Origin of the sequence: Paenibacillus sp. FSL R10-2736 (genome assembly GCF_038000245.1) — a bacterium.
Taxonomy (GTDB): domain Bacteria; phylum Bacillota; class Bacilli; order Paenibacillales; family Paenibacillaceae; genus Paenibacillus_AQ; species Paenibacillus_AQ phytohabitans.
In genome coordinates this window covers 1,810,594-1,827,954 of record NZ_JBBOBN010000001.1, presented here as the reverse complement: position 1 = coordinate 1,827,954, position 17,361 = coordinate 1,810,594, and the positions used below count along the sequence as shown (strand labels likewise).

13 protein-coding genes are annotated in these 17,361 nt (G+C 51.8%); all 13 read right to left on the bottom strand.

Going from position 1 to position 17,361, the window contains the following annotated elements:
- Positions 1 to 209 precede the first annotated feature (209 nt).
- The 13 genes from NSQ73_RS07690 to NSQ73_RS07630 all read right to left on the bottom strand — a co-directional run bounded on the left by NSQ73_RS07690 (position 210) and on the right by NSQ73_RS07630 (position 17,136).
- A complete protein-coding gene (locus tag NSQ73_RS07690) occupies positions 210 to 977 on the bottom strand; it encodes a response regulator transcription factor (RefSeq protein WP_340985992.1) in 768 nt (255 codons plus the stop codon).
- A 117-nt stretch (positions 978 to 1,094) separates the two neighbouring features.
- On the bottom strand, positions 1,095 to 2,390 hold the full coding sequence (locus tag NSQ73_RS07685; RefSeq protein ID WP_340985991.1) for an ABC transporter substrate-binding protein: 1,296 nt from the start codon (positions 2,388 to 2,390) through the stop codon (positions 1,095 to 1,097).
- Positions 2,387 to 4,288: a cache domain-containing sensor histidine kinase gene (locus NSQ73_RS07680; protein WP_340985990.1), complete on the bottom strand. Its 1,902-nt coding sequence runs from the start codon at positions 4,286 to 4,288 to the stop codon at positions 2,387 to 2,389. Before NSQ73_RS07680 ends, NSQ73_RS07685 begins: the two co-directional genes overlap by 4 nt.
- Positions 4,289 to 4,726: 438 nt before the next feature.
- Positions 4,727 to 6,835 carry a cellulase family glycosylhydrolase gene (locus NSQ73_RS07675; protein ID WP_445669662.1) on the bottom strand — a complete coding sequence of 703 codons (2,109 nt, stop codon included), beginning with the start codon at positions 6,833 to 6,835 and terminating at the stop codon, positions 4,727 to 4,729.
- Between the two features lie 1,131 nt (positions 6,836 to 7,966).
- Positions 7,967 to 8,530: a 5' nucleotidase, NT5C type gene (locus tag NSQ73_RS07670; RefSeq protein ID WP_340985988.1), complete on the bottom strand. Its 564-nt coding sequence runs from the start codon at positions 8,528 to 8,530 to the stop codon at positions 7,967 to 7,969.
- Positions 8,531 to 8,740: 210 nt separating this feature from the next.
- Complete coding sequence (locus NSQ73_RS07665; protein WP_144026097.1) at positions 8,741 to 8,887, bottom strand: lmo0937 family membrane protein; 147 nt, start codon at positions 8,885 to 8,887, stop codon at positions 8,741 to 8,743.
- Positions 8,888 to 9,127: 240 nt separating this feature from the next.
- On the bottom strand, positions 9,128 to 10,711 hold the full coding sequence (locus NSQ73_RS07660) for a glycoside hydrolase family 43 protein (protein ID WP_340985986.1): 1,584 nt from the start codon (positions 10,709 to 10,711) through the stop codon (positions 9,128 to 9,130).
- A 42-nt stretch (positions 10,712 to 10,753) separates the two neighbouring features.
- Positions 10,754 to 12,106, bottom strand: a complete 1,353-nt coding sequence (locus tag NSQ73_RS07655; protein WP_340985985.1) for an ABC transporter substrate-binding protein — start codon at positions 12,104 to 12,106, stop codon at positions 10,754 to 10,756.
- A gap of 96 nt (positions 12,107 to 12,202) precedes the next feature.
- A complete protein-coding gene (locus tag NSQ73_RS07650; RefSeq protein WP_042138993.1) occupies positions 12,203 to 13,042 on the bottom strand; it encodes a carbohydrate ABC transporter permease in 840 nt (279 codons plus the stop codon).
- Entirely contained in the window at positions 13,035 to 13,982 is a 948-nt protein-coding gene (locus tag NSQ73_RS07645) for a carbohydrate ABC transporter permease (RefSeq protein WP_340985983.1), read from the bottom strand. Before NSQ73_RS07645 ends, NSQ73_RS07650 begins: the two co-directional genes overlap by 8 nt.
- A gap of 99 nt (positions 13,983 to 14,081) precedes the next feature.
- Positions 14,082 to 15,194 (bottom strand): helix-turn-helix domain-containing protein, encoded by a 1,113-nt coding sequence (locus NSQ73_RS07640; RefSeq protein WP_340985982.1) that lies wholly within the window; start codon positions 15,192 to 15,194, stop codon positions 14,082 to 14,084.
- A gap of 15 nt (positions 15,195 to 15,209) precedes the next feature.
- Positions 15,210 to 15,347 (bottom strand): hypothetical protein, encoded by a 138-nt coding sequence (locus tag NSQ73_RS07635; RefSeq protein WP_340985981.1) that lies wholly within the window; start codon positions 15,345 to 15,347, stop codon positions 15,210 to 15,212.
- On the bottom strand, positions 15,340 to 17,136 hold the full coding sequence (locus NSQ73_RS07630) for a sensor histidine kinase (RefSeq protein ID WP_340985980.1): 1,797 nt from the start codon (positions 17,134 to 17,136) through the stop codon (positions 15,340 to 15,342). Before NSQ73_RS07630 ends, NSQ73_RS07635 begins: the two co-directional genes overlap by 8 nt.
- Between the last annotated feature and the right edge of the window lie 225 nt (positions 17,137 to 17,361).

Sequence of the window (17,361 nt, the reverse complement as noted above, 5' to 3'; positions counted from 1 at the left end):
CTTGTGAAAAAAGAGTGTTGGTATCGCTTACAGACTAATTATAGATCGTATCTAACCCTAAAACGATGGTTTGAATTGTTTTTTCTGGTCTTCAATTTGTTATTTTTGTTTTTATTATTTTATTATTTAATACAAATAAACGTCAAAAAAGAGGGCTTTCGCCCTCCGCCATTCATTTCATCCTGTTCACATGCATTTATCCGTGCTTCTTATTCTTTGGGAATTCTGCAGCCGCTCTTATAATCCTTGGGAGTCATGCCGCATATTTTTTTGAACAGCTTGTTGAAATATACGGGATCATTATAGCCGACCCGTTCGGCAATCTCGTAATTCTTGAGTTCAGGCTGCCCGGTCAGGAGCTCCTTGGCCTTCGCAATCCGTATACCAATCAGATAGTCGGTAATCGTCTGTCCGGTCTTGTATTTGAACAGGCGGCTGATATAGCTGGCATTCATTCCGACCGTCTCCGCCAGGCGCTCCAGCTCGAAGTTATGGCTGTATTCCTTCTCCAGGATCACTTTGGTCTGTTCGACCACGTGATGTTCCCTGCCTCCCGGAGCCTGCAATACCGGCTGTTCCGTTCCGGAAGACTTCAGCTGCCTGTTCTCCTCTACCCGCTTCAGCAGTTCGTATAATTGGGCTTTCTCGATTGGCTTCAGCAGATAATCCATCACGCCGAACCGAATCGCCCGCCGGGCATATTCGAAATCGTTGAACCCGCTCAGTACCGCAATGGGCAGATTCTTCATATGGCCTCTGGCTTCTTCAATCAGCTTAAAGCCGTCCATTCTAGGCATCTTGATATCCGTAATCAGCAGATCAAGATCCCCTGATGACATCGCTGAAAGGTGATTCCACGCCTCCAGACCGTTACCATACGAGCCGATAACCTCCACTTCCACATCCATTCTGGAAGTAATCTTCTCAAGCCCGCGGCGAATCACTTCCTCATCATCCGCAATCATGATTCTGATCACTTGGCAAACCGCCTCCAGCCTTATTATCGCTTGCATAATGATTGCGTTACCATTTCAATTATAGGCTTCATCCTTGCAATATAAAATGTGCTGTATTGCTTTTTTATAGTCTTCCCTTTACTTTGTGTCCGTTAAAGTGCGTGCTTCCTCCCACTTCTCATTCAGCCCGTCAAAGGCCTTCTGTAAATCCGGCGCGGCAATCAGCTCCTGGATATAGTCTCCGGAGGCAAAGGACAGCTTCGAGCGGTTGGCCATATCAATAAAGGTGTCTGTCTGTACGGTCGCCTCTACCAGCTCAGGCTGATAGGAGAGAAATTCACGGTATTGTTCCATGGAAGGCTCTGCGTTACCGTCCAGCGGAAGAAATCCTTCTGCGGTATAAGAGGTTTCATGGACCAGGAAGTCCACCCAGGCCATCGACAGCTCCTTGTTTCTGCTGAATTTGCTGACGCCGATGAACCAGTCGGGATTCAGAGGTGCATAATGCTTCAGCCCGTTATCATAGGGAAACGGGAAAAAACCGATATCCTCCGGAGCCGCTCCGGCATCGAGGATCTGGCGGATCGTCCAGTTGCCGCTCAGGAACATCCCGGCCTCTCCTTTAGCCAGCTTGGTTTTGGAAATCTCCCAATTATTCGAGAACAGCTCATCCTCTGCATAACCGCGGGCTATGATGGTACGGGTAATTCCGAGTAAGCGGCCCCATTCATTATCAAGCTGCCAGGGAGCATTCTCATGAACCATATCGTTCAGGTAATCGGGATTCCCGGTCATGTAATTAACCATATTATTGCCCCATTCCCGCAGAGGCCAGACTGCACCGTAATTCATATAGATCGGCGTAATGTCCGCTTGCTTCAGCTTGGCGCAGATGGCGTAGAATTCATCCAGCGTCTGCGGAATTTCCGTGATGCCCGCCTGCTTGAACGCCTTTTTGTTGTAGACAATCCCGCTTGTCGTTGTCCCGGTAGACAGGCCGTATCTTCTGCCGTCATAGGCAGCAAAGGTAGTGAACCTCTCCCCCGCAGACATCTCTGCACTAAGCGGCTCAAAAAAATAATCCAGCTCCTTCGCCGGCAGATTGACCGGCAGCAGCAGCACATCACCGGCATCCTTGGTGGAGAGACGCACCATAATATCGGTCGCATAGTTGGATAAGCCTTCGAATTCTACGCTTGCTTCCGGATACTTCTTCATAAACTGGTCGGCATACCCCTGCATTGTACCGTTCTCAATAAGATCAATCCGGTTCGTCAGCATGAGAATGGTACCGGACAGGCTCTGCTGTTCATGGTCTGCTGCAGGCGTTGCCGGAACGGCCGGCTGGCTGCCGGAGTTGTCACAGCCCGCAGACAGCAGAAGCAGCACTAATAACATTGCACGCAGAGGCCGGTGTGCGTTCGTCTTTTTCAATCCGGTTGACTCCCTTCTGTCTCTGATTCACTGGCCGAGCGGTACGGGGGAAGCGGCAGCGAGAGGATAACATCCGTCCCCTCGCCTAGCTTACTGAACACCTCAATGCCATAAGCCGCCCCGTAGTTCAGCTGTAACCGCTGATGCACATTTTTCATGCCGATCCCGCCATTGATGCTTTTCTTCGGAGGCGATTCCCGTTTCAGATCATCGTTCAACTTGTCCAGGGTCGCCTGCTCCATCCCGCAGCCGTCGTCGCGGATATGGAAGAGCAGCTTCTGGCTGGTGATCTCGCAGCTGATGCTGAGATGCATATGCTCTTTACTGTCATCAAGCCCATGGTACGCGGCATTCTCAATAATCGGCTGGAACACCAGCTTGATGATCGAATAATGATCCAGCTCCTCAGGTACATCGATCTGCAGCACGAACCGTCCCGGATAACGGCAGCCCAGAAGCTCAACATAGTTGCGGACATATAACAGCTCCTGCTTCATCGTTGTCCGGCCTGACAATTCACTGGTGCTATACCGCAGCAGCTTGCCCAGAATTGAGATCATATCGGCAGCTTCTACGTCATCGTTAATCTCCGCCGTCATCCGGATGGACTCCAGTGTGTTATAGATGAAATGCGGGTTAATCTGGCTCTGCAGCGCATGCAGCTCCGCTTCCTTCTTCTGCTCCTCGATCCGGTATATATCCTGAATCAGCTGCCTGATGCGGGCCAGCATCCTGTTAAACTGATGGCCGAGCAGGCCAATCTCATCCCGGCGTTTCACGCGGAAGTTAACATCCAGATCACCGCCCTGCACCCTTTTCATCAGCTGAATCATTTGCGTCAGCGGTTTGGTCAGCGCGAAGGACAGCACAATGGAAATGAACAAGGCCAGCACAATAATAATCAGTGTCGCCGCCAGGGTCGCGTTGCGGGTCAGCTTCACATCACGGGTTAATTCATCGACCGGAATGGAGATAATCACCTTCCAGCTCGTCTTGGAGGAGCTGGAGTAAATATTCAGCCGCTCCTTGCCCGAGACTGTATCATAGAAGCTTCCGGCCGCGCCCTGAGCGCCGCGGAATAGCGGAGTCTGCGAGATATCCTTCGTCAGCAGCTTCTGGTCACTGTCATAAATGACCTTGCCCTTCTCGTCCACGATCAGCGATTTACCGCGGGTTACCCGGTCAAGCTCCGCTACCTGGGTCTCCATATTGCTGATATTAGCCTCCACCGCAATCAGGCCGACCGGATTCCAGAGACTGTCGACAATTTTGCGGACAACGGTATAAGCATAACGGGTGCTCTGCAGATTGGTAGTGTAGGCCTGTGTACCGAATAGCAGCGCTTCACCGCTGGAATCCTTGGCCTGCTCGGTCCAGAAGGCGTAGCTCTGATCCAGATCAAGCCGCACGCCGCCATCCTTGGCAGAGTAATAACCGTTACCGTAGGCGTCAAAAATATAGACGGAGTTCGTCCCCCGCTTGATATTGTTAATGAAGGAGATGTTGCCCTCTATTCCCCTCTGGATAGACAGCAGCAGATCGAAATCACCCGGCGCTACCCCGGCGTTTCCATGGTCCCCCTGGGTCATTTTCTTCTGTTCATAATACCGGTTGGACGCGATCAGATTCTGCTTGATATCGTTTACATAAGCCGGCATTGAGGAGATCCTTTTCATATCTTCTATGTAGTCATCGATCCCGTCCATCATTTGATCAATCAGCTTCTCTGAATAAGCGACGGTATTCGCTTGAATCGACTCGGAATAGCTCTTAAAGCTGATGATGCTGATAATAGAAAGAGGCAGTGTGATAATAACCAGAAAGACGAGCAGCAGCTTACGCTCCATGCCCATGTCCCTGATAAAAGACCACCTGCTGTGTTTGTGTTGATCCATCATTCGGTCTTCCCCTTCATCAGCTTTACCTAACTTTTTACAATAAATCATAACATTTAACTAACAAAATCATTATACTTGTTAGCTTTAGCATACACAAGGAAAACTGCCTGCTGCTTCTATTAACTAGTAATGCCGCGGAAACATTAATAAATACCCTTTCACTTCTTACCGGGAAGTGAAAGGGCAGCAAAGTTAAAGCTCACGTGATTATGATTGCGGTTCTATTCCCTGTAAATAATTATTAAAACAAACTAAATAATTGTCATGAAAGCGATTTATTATTATTTTATCAGCAGATTCTTTAATGAACAGGGGCTGTGTTTACATTTATATAACTGTATTTGTATTCCATTAAAAAAAGCTGTAAAAAACAAAGACTGCAACCCGATAACGGGTATACAGTCTTTGAGTGGTGAAAGATACATGAATGGCAGTTGCTTAATTGTTTGCTGCTGCATCAAAAACCGCAGCCCGCTTCGAGGTTGCTCTGATTCCGTCCGGCCCGTTGATGAGCGCATTTCCTTGTTCGGTGTAGCTGGTTCCTGCCCAGTCATTGGACATATCCAGATACTCCAGACCGGGGCCATTTCCTTTCCACGACCATCCGAGATACCCGACGCCTTTTTGCCGGGAATAGCTCATAATAGCCGCTTCATCGACATCACCATTCGTATGTCTGATTCCGAACTCACCGATAACCAGCGCCAAATTCTTGTTCAGCACATTATCAATATTAGTCTTAACCATTGCCGCGTTCCCGCCTGCGTATTCATACATATGAATCGAGAACATCGTATTTTTCAGGGGATCCGCATTAAATACCTGTGTTCCATAATCAACTATGGATTGCGGATATTGCCCCCAGCCTGCTCCGTCAACCATAAGGGTGTTCTGGATACCGGCATTTCTAAGCTTCGGTATTACAGCTGTATATCCTTTAGCCCAGTTAGCCCCATCCCATGTGCCGTACCACTCATTGGCGATGTTGAGGATAACCGTCTTTTCTTTACCGATAAGCGCACTCTTCATTTCAATCCAATAATTCGCAATATTATTCAGAACAGTCTCGCTGTCCGAGCCGGTTCCATCATGGACTTCAAGGACGGCTACCAGTTTATTCTGTTCACACAAGGTAATCAGACTCTGGATAGCTGCCAGATTGTCTTTCGACCACTGCTGCCCATCGGAGAGAACAATTCTTACCGTATTTGCTCCTGTCCGCGCTATTGCAGGGATGGCAACGGCGTCCTGATCTTTGTACCAGGTGTAAGCATGGTTAATTCCCCTCATCACAAACGGCGTTCCGTTAGATTCATACAAGGTCGTTCCCTGTATATAAAATCCCTTGTTAGCGGAAGTTGAAGCAGTGGTTACGCTCAAAACTGCGCTTGCCGGTGATACATTCCTTGCTGCGTCCTTCGCCTTGACTGTGAAATTGTATGCTGTATTGGCAGTCAAGCCGGTTACCGTATAGCTTGTGGTTGTACTCGTTCCGGCCAGAGCCGTTCCATTATAAATGTCGTACCCTGCTACTCCCGCGTTGTCTGTAGATGCTGTCCAGGTAAGGCTTACGCTGGTTTCCGTTTTTGAGGAGCTCTTGAGATTTGTTGGTGCAGTTGGCGGAGTGGAGTCCGGGGTAGTTACGATCTGTGTAAATCTCCATCTCTGTTGTGCGTTCCCGTTATCTGTCCATTGCTGTACATTAGCTCCATCTGCAGATGAGCCTCCTTCTACATCCAGGGCTTTACCGCTGGTTTTGGATATTAACTTGTAATATCCGTTGCCTGCAGCAACAATGCTCCACTTCTGACTGGCTGCATTGTTGTCCGTCCACTGGCGGACATTGGCTCCGTCTGTATTTGCAGGGCCTGCAGCATCCAGTGCCTTACCGCTGGATTCGGCGATCAATTTATAAGCCCCATTACCCGCATCAATCACTTTCCACCTTTGCTGGGAGGTGCCATTATCTGTCCACTGCTGCACATTGGCTCCGTCTGCGGCTACACCTCCTGCCACATCAAGGGCTTTGCCGCTATGACGGGCGGTAAGCTTATACACCGCTCCGGAAGTAATGCCGTTATCCACGGGTCCGCTATCCGAATACACTTCGAAATCCCAGAGGGAATACCCGTACTGGGTTGCCCGCTGCGTTCCATACATTCTCACATATCTGGCACTTCTGGGTTCAAATGAAATTTGATCAATCCCGCCGTCTCCTGTTGTTGTCGAGTATACTGTACTCCAGCTGCTGTTATCTGTTGAAACCTGAATTTGATACGCTTTTGCGTAGGCAGCTTCCCAGTTTAGCCTAACTCCATTTACATTGTTTGCGCTTCCAAGATCAACGCTGATCCACTGCGGATCTGCATAATCAGAGGACCACCGGGTGGAAGAATTTCCGTCAACGGCCATATCCGGTGTTTTTGTTGAATCCTCGCTTGAGCTTGCAGCTGCGGTTGTGTTCCCTGCAAGGTTGGCCGCTGCACTAGTCTCCAAGGGCGGTACCACCCCAATAAGCAGTCCGAACACCATAATTAATGACAACATTTTCTTCAAGCAACATCCCTCCCGTAATGGATAATCCCTGCATTAATTCCACTTTCGTTTGAATGGATTTAGACCCAGCCCCGTCCTCCTTTCTCCTAATGGATTCAGTAGCCCTCTAACGACTACAGAATATTGTTTTGTTAGCATAACTGTCAATGGTTTCAATAACATAATTATAACTTTTGGTTCTTTCCGCCTATTTTTATTGTTATCAAGATGGACATTCGCTTAATAGCAAATTATATACACAAACCCAATTTCTTCTTATGAAAAAGCTAAAAAATAATACATCTCCTCCTTATTATTTCGATTAACGGAAAATGAAGGACAACTTCTCCTCTGTTCGCCGCTTATCCCGATACATGAAATTCAGCCCATTCCTTATGGTCGCTGTCATTGACGGGAAAGCAAATCCTTTCTATACACAAGAGCTGTAGTTTAAGACACTCATTTTGCAACATTTATATAAATATTAGATTCTTGTTAGTATGACTGGATTACATTTTTTCAGCATCCGGGACTTTGTACTCACCTTAGAAGGGTGGAATACGGAATTGCGTGCAGCGTATACCATGCGCTCAAGATTAGCCTATTAGAGAAAAATCACCCTAACAGGTGAGTAACGTTTGCGGTCAGCACTTCCCGCAGGCTTCCTGCGGGTGCTTGGCCAAGACACCTCCAACCCCGGCGCTGGCTCCGGCTCTAGCTCTAGCTTTGGCTCTGCAAATATTAGTTGGAAAAACGTATCTTAATTCAGAGGTTTTGGATGTTTTAAGGTAATTAGTTGTATAAACGTCATTTAATTTCACGCTTTCACCCTACTGGGAGTGATTCCCGGCATATTAAGTGCTGTTTATCCAACTGTTGCCCGGCAAGGGTGCCTCCGTTCATAAGCAAGTGGAGAAAATCCAACTAAATAAATTGTACTTGCAATCATTCTGGTATAGCATTGCCGTGACTCCCAAGCATGTCTGGCCATCCGGCCGCTGCCCTCTTACAGTTCCAAAAATCCCTCTCCACATTTCCGTAAACTCTACAATTTCCTTAACAATAAAAAGAGGCTATCCCAGGCAGCCATTTCATGGCTTTCTGGGACAGCCCTTTATAGGAGATGCAGTCTCCGGACTACGGCTACCGCCGTGTCTGCAGAATTTCATCCACCCGCTCCTTCGCCCCCTGCCAGGAGGTCATCAGCGGAAAGGCATATTCCTCCCGGGCCCGCAGGTTCCAGGGATGCGGGATACAGAGCACCTTCTTCCCTGCCTGTACAGCGGGCAGCAAATTATGCGGACCGTCATCAATCAGCAGATCGAAGCCGATCAGATGCTTGCGCTTGCAGGTGAAGAAGTTCTCAGCCGGGATATACGGCATGTGCTTTTGCAGCCAGTTCCATTTCTCAAGCACTGTTTTGGGAACAGCGGCTGTAACAATAATGACATCATACGCGTTGTGAAGCTTCTCCATCTCTTCGGTCACATATTCATCGAACAGCTCCAGCTCCTCGTACAGACCGGGTCTGCCGAAGAAAAGGTCCATCGTGCTGTCCGGATGGCGAAGGTGGTCTGTGTTCCAGTCCATCATATCCTCGTAGCGGAGCGGATGCGTAGGAAACTCAATGTTGTTGTGGTATATCGCACGTTTGACGAGATGGCAGATGGTATCATCCATATCAACGGCGATGATCGGTTTATTCATTGATTCTCCTCCAGGGTTGCATAGTGATTACATTATAGGCATCCGGAGGGAACGTGTCCAGACTTGCCGGAAGCAGGTCTATTCCTTAAGGTCTCCTCTGCGGGAGAATTCAAGGATTACACACGAAAGCACGCGGCCCTATGAGGGTACCGCGTGCTTTCGTGTGAACTGTTTAATTAAGTATTTGAACCAGCTCTTGTTTATGTCCTGTTAACTCCGGGATCGTCCCCGGAACAGGTTAATCACAAACAGTACCGCAGCGACAAATAGCAGAAGGTGAATCAGATTGCCCATAACATCAAAGATAAAGCCGAACAGCCATACTACGACAACGAGTCCGATTAATCCCCACAGCATAAGCTTACCGCCTTTCTCCTCGAGGGGTGTTTCTCTCTTTTTACCCTTCTGGAAGGAGGTTCAAACGGCCGCTTAGCAGACCTGAGGCCGTGATCCTGTGCCCAACCGGCAGATGCCGCTCCGGCTGGTGCAATTCTCATGGCCCCGTAGCTTGCTTGAATAGCGGGCATGCTGTTATACTGTTTTAAATAATACAACTGTATTAAAAAGGAAATTTCTGAGTGTACTCGAAGAGAAGTCTTAACGCACCTCGAACCGCCCGAACTCAGCGTAGCCGTTCTCCGCCGCAGCGTTAACCGGACCGCAAGCTAGCGCGAACAGGCCGAACTTGGCACCTACCCAGGCTCCTTCTCCTTCCCTCAACCGGAAAGGAGCTCCCATCTCCGTGTAAGCTTCTCCGTCAAGACTGTACGCCAGGCGGCATTCCGCTTCTTCCGAGACCATAAGCTGAAGATATACAGCGTCCGAGTCCAGCTTCACAAAATCATCCGTAAACGCACACTCCTGCTCTGCTTCTTCCTCCGGGCTTGCTGCCAGGCTCTCGAACCGGCCCAGGCATAGGCCGCCGTCCTCACCGGAGAACAGGCTTAAATGTACCGCTTTATGCCCAAGCACTACCAGGCCTGCGCGTTCAGACAATGCTCCGAAATACGGTTTGATCTGTACCTGCGCCGTGAATGCAGGCGCAGCGAACTTCTGCATCAGGAGCTGCGGCGCATCGTATAACCGCTGCGCTCCGAGCGGCGCGCAGCGGAGCCGGAGCCCCGGACCCGGGTGGCCGGAGGCAAGCCAGACGTCCTGCGGATTGGCCTGCCACTGCCACTGCAGCCCCGGACGCCCGTCCGCGAAATCATCAGAGGTCCGGGGAGCCGCCGGCAGCGCTGTCCCGGTGCCGGAAGACCCCGGCTTGCACCATTCGGATACCGGCACTCCGGTCAAACTTCCCGCAGACTGCTTCCCCATTACCGGCCAGCCGTCAATCCATTCTACAGGCTGCAGATGGACAATCCGCCCGTAAGCCCCCTTGTCCTGGAAATGCAGGAACCAGCTTTCTCCTTCCGGCGTCTCTACCCAGCCGCCCTGATGAGGGCCATTCACCAGCGTATCGCCCTGCTCCAGCACAATCTGGTCTTCGTAAGGGCCATAGATCGACCTGGACCGGAAGGCAGCCTGCCAGCCGGTAGACACGCCGCCCGCAGGGGCAAGAATGTAATACCATCCGTCCCTCTTGTACATTTTGGGACCTTCCAGTGTCGGATGATCGACCGTTCCGTCAATAATCAGCCGGCCTTCATCCAGCAGCTCCCTGCCGTCCGGGCTCATCGCGCACACATGCAGAATATGCTTGATGCCGCTGCGGCTCTTCGCGAAGGCGTGGACCAGGTAAGCCTGTCCGTCCTCGTCCCAGAAGGGGCAAGGATCAATCCAGCCTTTGGCTGCTTTGACCAGATGGGGTACAGTCCACTTCCCGAGCGGGTCCCCGGCCTGCGTCATGAAGATCCCTTCATCCGGCGTACCGAAGAAGATCCAGAACTTCCCGTCATGATGGCGCAGGCTGGGTGCCCATACGCCTTTGCCGTGCTGAACCTGGTCATACCCCGGCAGGTCCAGCCTGTCCAGCGCGTGATTGACAATCGTCCAGTTCACCAGGTCACGGGAATGCAGAATCGGCAGGCCCGGCATGTGGTTGAAGCTCGACGCGGTCATATAATAATCATCCCCGGCCCGGATCACATCCGGGTCGGAATAATCTGCATACAGCACCGGATTGCGGTACCGGCCGTTGCCAAGGTCGGATACCCAGGGCGTATTAATTGTCTCCATTGAATAACTCCTTCAGCGCCGGACGCCTACCGCCCGGGCAGTTTATTGTGCCGCCTTCTCCTGTTCCAGCAGCGATGCCCATTGATCCAGCATTTCCTGCGCGGACAGCTGCTTGGCCATTACCTTCTGGATCAGCGGTTCCACCGATTTCTGCACATTGGAATATCCCGCGAGATAGTATGGCACATCGGAGAACTTCGTCTCCTGGCTGTTCAGCAGATCGGAGGCCGATTTCATGTAAGGCACGCTCTGCACCCATTCATCGCCGGCAGCTTCTGTATTGGCCGGTATTTCGCCATAGAGCTTGCCGTATTTGCTGTTGATATCATGCGACAGGTAGAAGGTCATGAATTTCCAGACCGCATCCTTGTTCTTCGCCGATTTGCTCATCGTCAGCCCCAGCGGCATAAGGCCAGGGTGTTCGCGGTAGCCCTTCACGCTCTTCGGAAAAGGTACAGCTTCGAACTTCGTATAGTCACCGCCGAATGCTTTCTCATGGGAGCTGGCCGAGCCTAAGTTATGCACAACGATTCCGGCTTTGCCAGACTGGAAGGTTGCAGCCAGTTCACTCCAGCCTTTATTGAGGTCATCCTCAGGTGTATAGACATTGTAAGAGCCCAGGTATTTCTCTACAAATTCAACATTAAGCGGGTCATTAATTGTTGCTTTGCCGTCTGCCGTGAAATAATCGGTAATGCCGGAGTACGCATACATCAGCATTTCGAGCGTATTGGCACTGCCTGCGCCGCCGCGGATACTGAGCCCGTAACGGTCTTTCGATTTATCCGTCAGCTTGGCGGCAGCATCGAAGAATTGGTCCCAGGTATCGGGCAAGGTCAGTCCGGCTTCCTTGAACCAGTCCGGACGAACCCACAGATTCCAGGTCTGCGAGCTGTATGGCAGCGCATACAATTTACCTTCTGCCGTATCCAGCTTGCGGTTACTTGCAATCAGTTCCGGGTTGAGCAGGTCCTTGTCCGCCCACTGCTCATAATAGGTGTCCAGCGGCTCCAGCACCCCCCGGGCCAGCAGATCGGATTTGAAGTCATTCATCACATCCGGCGCCTGATCGGCAGAGATGGCCACGTTAACCTTTTGCTCATAAGCCGCGAGGTCTCCCGGTACGCCCAGATAATCCACGTCGATATCCGGATTCTCCTGCTCGAACTGCTTCACGATCTCTTCGAAGAAGGCATTGCGTTCTGTGGTTACAGCTGCAGCCCAGAAGCTGATTTTGGCTTTCTCTCCGCTTGCTGCTTTACCTGCCCCGTTATCCGCCGCTGCCGCGCTGTCCCCCCCGTTATTCCCGCCATTATTTCCGCCGCAGCCGGCCAGCAGCAGCAGCAATGCTGCCGATACTAGCGCCGTGCGTTTCGCTTTGTGTTTCCCCATCATTCTGTGATCCTCCCTAATTGAATTTCTTATATATATCTCAAAGGACGGAATGCGGCGTGTTCTGCCTGGCCGTGTCCGTCCTTGCGATACCGGACACTAGCCTTTGACTGCGCCGCCCAGTCCTTCGACCAGATAACGCTGGATGAACATGAAGAGCAGCACGGGCGGAATCAGCCCGATAATACTGCCGGCCGCAAGCGATGCGTACTGGACGCTGAATTCGCCAACCATGAATTTGAGGCCGATCGGGATGGTGAAGCGGTCCGGCGTCGTAATGAACGAGAAGGCAACCAGGAATTCATTCCATACCCCGATGAAGGCGAATGCGCTTGTTGCTACTATTCCCGGCAGCACGATCGGCATAATTATCGCGAAGATAATCCGGAATCGTCCGGCTCCGTCGACCATCGCCGCTTCATCGATTTCCTTCGGTGTCGAGGAGATGAAGCCGCGCATCAGAATCGTGTTGAATGGAACCTGAAGCACGATATAGAACAAGATGAGCGCGTACGGCGTGTTGATCATCCCGAGATTCTTGAAGATCAGGAAGAGCGGAATGACAAACAGAATGACCGGCATCATCTGGGTCGCCAGCAGAACCAGCATGAAGGCCCCTTTGCCCTTGAACTTGAAGCGGCTCATGGCGTAGCCGTTCAATACGGACAACACCGTAATTGCCACTACAGACAATACAGACACGAACACACTGTTCATGAAATATTGCGAGAAATTGTTGTCATTCCACACATGTACGAAGTTCTCGAAGGTCGCCGGACTTGGAATGTACCGGACCGTGCCGCTAAGTACATCCCCCTCCCGCTTCAGCGAGGTGGAGATGGCCCACAGGAACGGAACCAGCACGAACACCAGTGTCAAAGCCAGCGGTATGTAGAACAGCAGCTTCGAACCCAGCTTGCGGTGCCATTTGCTATTCATCCTGCATCCCTCCTGACCGGTTCAGTCTGAGGTACAGGACAACGAAGATCATCAGGAACGCGAAGGTGACCACACCAATGGCGGAACCATAGCCATAGTTTCCTTCGAGGATGGAAGTCTTCATCATATAAATCGGCAGCGTGGTGGTCATATCCATCGGTCCGCCGTTCGTCATCGTAAAGATCATATCAATGGAGTTGAACTCCCAGATGGCACGCAGCAGCGTTGCGAACACAATACTTTCCTTCAGGAAAGGCAGTGTGATGAACAAGAGCTTCTTCACGCTCCCCGCACCGTCCACCTCACAGGATTCATAGACCTCGTGCGGAATGGTCTGCAGCGCCGCCAGCAGCGTGATGGCGAAGAACGGAATGCCGCGCCACAGCTCGGCGACAATCACAGAACCAAAGACGGTATGAATATTGGCCAGCCAGGCGACCGGCTCGGAGATCACGCCCAGCTTCATCAGGATATCGTTAATGATTCCTATATGCTGGTTGAACATCAGCGACCATAGCATGGTGGTCAGTACACCGGACACCGCCCAGGGAACAAGCACCAGGGAACGGACCAGACCGCGCAGCCTGAACGCCTGGTTCAGCAGCAGCGCAACCACGAGTCCGAACACGAGCTGCAGCACTACTTCTATCAGCACCCATTTCACCGTGATCCACAGTGAAGAGTAGAACATATCGTCCTGCGTGAATATATTCTTGAAGTTCTCGAGTCCGATGTAACCCGCTTTCTGCAGCCGGGTGAAATCATAGCTCTGCACACTGAGGTCGAACACCCTGAAGATCGGGAAGACCAGAAGTCCAGCGATCAGCAGGACTGTCGGTGCGATCAGCAGGTAAGGGAACCAGCGGTCGCCCATTTTTTTGCGGGAAGATTTAGATTTGACGGACATTGTCTTGCCGCCGGTTGATTGGGATAATTCCATAACAGCACCTCCACGCTTATCTTAAACCAGCGCGTGAACATGCTGAATACACTATCTTTCGAAGATTGTTTGTTTTCATTAACTCATTTGTTTGCTCTATTAATGCTGCTGGTCCCTGCGGTACTCCGAAGGCGATTTGCCGTAATGCTTCTTGAACAGCACGCTGAAGTACTGGGGATTGCGATAGCCCACCTGCTCCGACACTTCATAGGATTTCGCATCTGTGGTAGACAGCAGCTCCGCTGCCTTGTCTATGCGCAGCTGAATGAGATACTCGCTTAAGTTCATGCCTTTATATTTCTTGAAGAGCGTGCTGGCGTACGCGGATGAAATATGGACATGGTCCGCGATGGCGGTCAGGTTCAGCTCCTCCTCATGAAAATGCATCCGCATATACTGCTCCATCTCCTTCAGCAGCGTATGATGCGAGTTCTGCGAATGGCGGATCTCACCGCTGACGAATACACCGGCCCCGCCGATGATCGGCTTCAGCTGGGCAGCGTTCAGAGCCTCGCTGTAGGAGATTGCGATGCGCTCAATCCCTTCCCTGCAGCTGCCCAGACCAATACTGACCTGAAGCTTCAGACAGTTCTCCAGCGTCCGGCGGATCTCCTCCAGATGTTCAGTCAGGTGTTCCGCAGTGCCTTCATTGTCTGCCGGAGCAGGCAGGTTAAAGAGCAGGTTGACCCGGTTGTTATAGACTGCCGAATACCGGTAAGGAAATGGCTCAGACACAAGCTCCGAGCAGATATTATGGATGGAGAAGAGCAGCAGCTCCGCATTATCCCCTTCTCCGGAGCGGGCGAAGCGGCGGTTGTCCTCCGGCTGAATCACCGCTACCCGGAAGCAGGCCTCCGGCGCAGCTATGCCGAGATTGTCCAGTTCCTGCCGCGCCCACTCCGGGTTGGCGCAGCCCTCGAACAGCTCTGCGAAGAACTTGTTCTGGATCAGCGCCTGGCTCTTCCGGGCTGTCTCGGCTCCCCTCTTCTCGGCCAGCAGCGTGCTGGCGGCAGAAGCAACCGCATTTAGAATCACTTCATTATCCTCATATTTCAGAATGTAATCGGCCGCCTGCAGCCGCAGCGCCTGCTTGGCATACGAGAAGTCATCGTAGCCGGTCAGGAAGACGACCTTGGTTCCCGGATAGTCTGTGTTAATTCGTTCAGCCAGCTGCAGCCCGTCCAGAAAAGGCATCTGGATATCAGTCAGCACCAGATCCGGCCGCAGCTACTCCATCCGCTTCAGCGCTTCTTCCCCGTCAGCGGCTGTGCCGGCTACCTCAATGCCGGCCTGCTCCCAGCGGATATTGCGCCGCAGGCCTTCCCGGATCCACATATCATCATCCACAATAAGCAGTTTAATCATGGGAATCTCCTTTCTTCTGCACCCGGGGCAGCTGTACCGTGACCCGGGTAAACTTCATCTCTTCGCTGTCCAGGACAAGGCCGTAGACCGGCCCGTATTGCAGCACCAGCCGGCGGTGGGCGTTCCACAGTCCGAAGCTCAGCGCATTGTCGCCTGTGCTGTCCGCCTGCAGTGAACTGCGCAGCTGCGCAAGCCGCTCAGGGCTGATGCCTTGTCCGTTATCATAAATCTCCAGCACTGCGGCAGCTTCATCTGCATAACCCGTTATCGTCACCATTCCTTTGCCGCGCTTGTTCTTGATGCCGTGATAGACGGCATTCTCCACGATAGGCTGCAGCGTCAGCTTCGGGATGCGCAGCGGCAGCAGCTCTTCATCCACTTGGATGGTATAATCGAAATCCTGGTTATACCGGATGTTCAGAATCAGCAGGTAGCTGCGCACATGCTCAATCTCTTCCGCGACAGTAATCAGCTCGGCGCCTTTGCTGATGCCGATGCGGAAATACCGGGTCAGCGCTCCCACCATCACAGAGGCCCGCTCCCGCTCCTCCAGATCAATCAGATGCTTGATTGAACCGAGCGTATTGTACAGGAAATGCGGCTGAATCTGCGCCTGCAGCGCCCGCATTTCGGCCTTACGCTTCTGCTCCTGCTCCTCGCGCACCTCATTCAGCAGCTGCTCCACCGAATCGGAGAGCCGGGTCAGTCCGGTGGCCAGGACGCCGATTTCATTGCGCTGGTCAATCTGGAAGCTGACACTGAAATCCCCGCGCTCGAACCGCTTCACCTGCTTGGACAGGTAACGGATCGGATTGCTCAGATTGCGCGCTGCCAGCGTCGCGGCTGCCAGGGCCAGCACGAGGATAACCAGCGTGACCGCCAGAACGATCCATTGGATGCGCGACGCGCCTGCGAGGATATCCTTCTCCGGCACAATAGCGGCCAGCACCCAGCCGTTCAGCGGCAGTGTCTGATAGGCAATATCCAGCTTCTGGCCTGCTGTACTGTCCACAGCAAGGCTGCCGTTACCGCCTGCCAGCTGCCGCAATTCTGTAATAGTATCCGGCTTCACCCCATAATCCTTCTTCAGGGATTTGGAGAACAGCTCCCCGTCCGGGCTGATCAGTGCCAGCGCGCCGTTCGGGCTGATCTGTACATTCTGCATAATCTCCAGGAAGTAGCTTTCACGCAGATTGATCAGCACAATTCCGCTGGAGGAGGAAGTCGGCGTACCGATCATTTTGAAGCTGCTGAGCACCCGCCTGTCCTCCACCGTATCGAAAATGGCATCCTTGTGGCTGTTCAGCCAGTAGTAGCCTTTATCTGAATGGTTGTACCGTTCCTGCCACGCCGGAAGATCGATCGAGACACTCCGGGGCACGTATTCCTGCTGGAGGTTGAAAGACCGGCCGTTGTTGAAGGCAACATAGATGGAATCGACCATGGCATTATAGGAGTGGTATACGCTTTCAAGACGGTTATGAAGTTCAATAATGTCGTTGAATTTCTGGGGAGTGTCACCCTGATCGTTCACGGATAGCAGATTGCGCAGCGAGGTGGTATCCTCCAGATTAACCAGCTGTTCGAAGATCGTCAGAAATTTATCGTCCAGGAACAAGGCGGTCTGAAAGGTTGTATCGGCCAGCGAATACAGCGAGTTCTTGCGGAGCTGATCACTGGCGGACCAGTAGGAGAACGAGCCTGTTGCAATAACCGACAGAATCATGACCGGCAGGAAGGTAATCAGCAATTTGGTCTGTATGGGCTTATCGAGAAAATAACGTTTCATGGACTCTTCCTCTCCCCTGTCTCGCAGCACAGCGGATGTTTTTGCCTGCTGACGCAGATGTAAGGGCTTTAATAAAGACTGAGTCTAGCACAGAACCGGGCAATTGGAAACATAACTTATCACCTGATTACACGGGGAAGCAGGAACGCGCAAGCTCTTACACCAGCAGGAAGCGAAGCGTCAGCGGCACTATTCGGAGTGTTTAAAAGCCGAACAAACTGGAGC

Bases quoted from the DNA above. Each gene is read 5' to 3' on its own strand.
- NSQ73_RS07680 (WP_340985990.1), bottom strand. From the start codon at position 4,288: ATGATGGATCAACACAAACACAGCAGGTGGTCTTTTATCAGGGACATG.
- NSQ73_RS07675 (WP_445669662.1), bottom strand. From the start codon at position 6,835: ATGTTGTCATTAATTATGGTGTTCGGACTGCTTATTGGGGTGGTACCG.
- NSQ73_RS07670 (WP_340985988.1), bottom strand. From the start codon at position 8,530: ATGAATAAACCGATCATCGCCGTTGATATGGATGATACCATCTGCCAT.
- NSQ73_RS07665 (WP_144026097.1), bottom strand. From the start codon at position 8,887: ATGCTGTGGGGATTAATCGGACTCGTTGTCGTAGTATGGCTGTTCGGC.
- NSQ73_RS07660 (WP_340985986.1), bottom strand. From the start codon at position 10,711: ATGGAGACAATTAATACGCCCTGGGTATCCGACCTTGGCAACGGCCGG.
- NSQ73_RS07655 (WP_340985985.1), bottom strand. From the start codon at position 12,106: ATGATGGGGAAACACAAAGCGAAACGCACGGCGCTAGTATCGGCAGCA.
- NSQ73_RS07650 (WP_042138993.1), bottom strand. From the start codon at position 13,042: ATGAATAGCAAATGGCACCGCAAGCTGGGTTCGAAGCTGCTGTTCTAC.
- NSQ73_RS07645 (WP_340985983.1), bottom strand. From the start codon at position 13,982: ATGGAATTATCCCAATCAACCGGCGGCAAGACAATGTCCGTCAAATCT.
- NSQ73_RS07635 (WP_340985981.1), bottom strand. From the start codon at position 15,347: ATGATTAAACTGCTTATTGTGGATGATGATATGTGGATCCGGGAAGGC.
- NSQ73_RS07630 (WP_340985980.1), bottom strand. From the start codon at position 17,136: ATGAAACGTTATTTTCTCGATAAGCCCATACAGACCAAATTGCTGATT.